1 protein-coding gene is annotated in these 2,367 nt (G+C 75.4%); it reads left to right on the plus strand.

The window, feature by feature from the left end; all coding sequences use genetic code 11:
* A partial coding sequence (locus ACLEQD_RS41530; protein ID WP_410391435.1) for an amino acid adenylation domain-containing protein occupies positions 1-2,367 on the plus strand: 2,367 nt, incomplete at both ends.

A 2,367-nucleotide genomic window follows, 5' to 3' on the forward strand; every position in this document is an offset into this window, starting at 1 on the left:
CCAGCTGGCCGGTGCGCTGCGCGCGATGGGCGTGGGGCCCGAGGCCCGCGTGGGCCTGTGCGTGGACCGGCGTGCCGACGCGATGCGCGGCCTGCTGGGCATCCTCAAGGCGGGCGGCGCCTACGTGCCGTTGGATCCCGCGAACCCCGGGGAGCGGCTGCGCCTGATGCTCGACGAGGCGCGCGTGGACGTCGTGGTGACGCTCCGTGAGCTGGCCTCCCGCTTCGACGGCCACCCCGGCCGGCTCGTGCTGCTGGATGGCGGGGAGGCGCCGTTCGCGTCCTTCCCGGCGGATGCGCCGCCCGCCCGTGGCGCCGTGCCGTCGAACCTGGCCTACGTCATCTTCACGTCGGGCTCCACCGGCCGGCCCCGGAGCGTGGGCATCGAGCACCGCCAGATCGTGCGCTACGTGCGCGGGCTCGTGCGGCGCCTGGACCTGGCGCGGGGCGCGTCCTTCGCGTCCGTCTCCACGCTGGCGGCGGACCTGGGACACACCGCGCTCTTCCCGACGCTGGCCCAGGGCGGCACCGTGCACCTGGTGGACACCGAGACGGCGTCCGACCCGGCGGCGCTGGGCGCGTACTTCGCCCGGCATGGCGTGGAGGGACTGAAGATCGTCCCTTCGCACCTGCGGGCCCTGCTGGCATCGGAGTCCCCGGAGCGGCTGTTGCCGCGCCGCTGGCTGGTGATGGGCGGCGAGTCGGCCGACTGGGCGCTCGTGGATCAGGTGCGCTCGCTCGTGCCGGGCTGCGCGGTGTTCAACCACTACGGCCCCACGGAGACCACCGTGGGCGTGCTCACGCTGCCGGCCTCCGCGATGGCGCGCGAGGAGCGCCCCGTCGTCGTGCCGCTGGGCCGGCCCCTGCCGGAGGTGCGCGCCTACGTCCTGGACGCGGGCCTGCGCCCGGTGCCTCCGGGCGTGGCCGGCGGGCTCTACATCGCGGGCGGCACGGTGGGCCGGGGCTACCTGGGCCGGCCGGAGCTCACCGCGGAGCGCTTCATCCCGTCGCCGTTCGCGAAGACGCCCGGCGAGCGCATGTACCGCACGGGCGACCGCGCGCGGCTGGGGCTCGACGGCGCCATCGTGTTCCTGGGCCGCGAGGACGACCAGCTCAAGGTGCGTGGCTTCCGCGTGGAGCCCGGTGAGGTGGAAGCGGTGCTCAAGCAGCACCCGGCCATCGCCGAGGCGGTGGTGGTCGCGCGCGAGGCGGGCGGGGGAGAGCGGCGGCTCGTGGCCTATGGGGTGCTCGCGCCCGGCAGCCAGCTGGGGCCCGACCTCCTCAGGTCCTTCCTGGAGGAGCGGCTGCCGTCGTACCTGGTGCCGTCCGCGGTGGTCGTGCTGGACGCCCTGCCGCTCAACGCCAACGGCAAGGTGGACCGCCGCGCGCTGCCGGAGCCGGTCGGGTTCGCGCGGGCGGAGCCTTCCGCGCCGGGCACGCCCTACGAGGCGCTGCTCGCCTCCGTGTGGGCGCAGGTGCTGGGCGTGGGTGACGTCGGCCCCGGTGATGACTTCTTCGAGCGCGGTGGCCACTCGCTGCTGGCCACGCGGGCGGTGTCCCGCATCCGTTCGGTCTTCCAGGTGGACCTGCCCCTGCGCGCGCTGTTCGAGACGCCGAAGCTGGGCGCGCTCGCACGGAGGCTGGAGGCGCTGTCCCGCACCGGCGCGGAGGCCGTGCGGCCTCCTGTCGTCCCGGTGCCCCGGGACCAGCCGCTGCCGCTGTCGTTCGCGCAGCAGCGCCTGTGGTTCCTCGACCGGCTGGAGCCTGGCAACGCGCTCTACAACGTGCCCGCGATGCTGTGGCTGGACGGGGCGCTGGACACGGAGGCCCTGGAGCGCTCCCTGGGGGAGATCCTCCGGCGCCACGAGGTGCTGCGCACGACCTTCCATGAGACGCCGGACGGAGCGGTCCAGCGCGTCGCGCGGCCGCCCGCACGCGCGCTGACGCACGTCGACCTGCGCGACGTTGCCCCGGAGGCGCTTGACGCCCGGGCGCGTGAGTGGGCGCGCGAGGAGGCCTCGCGGCCCTTCGACCTCGTCGAAGGACCGCCGGTGCGCATGTCGCTGCTGGCCCTGCGCGACGACCGGCACGTGCTCGTGCTGGTGATGCACCACATCGTCGCGGACGGCTGGTCGCTGGGCGTGCTCGTCCGGGAGCTGGGGGCGCTGTACGGCGCGTCGCTCACGGCACCGCATCCGGGCTGCCGGAGCTCACCGTGCAGTACGCCGACCACGCCGTGTGGCAGCGCGGCTGGCTCCAGGGGGAGGTGCGGGAGGCGCAGCTCTCCTGGTGGCGCGGACAGCTCCAGGACGCGCCCCGGGTGCTGGACCTGCCCGTGGCCCGTCACGCCCGAAGGTGCGCACGTCGC

Source organism: Corallococcus sp. 4LFB (assembly GCF_046520365.1).
Classification (GTDB): Bacteria; Myxococcota; Myxococcia; order Myxococcales; family Myxococcaceae; genus Corallococcus; species Corallococcus caeni.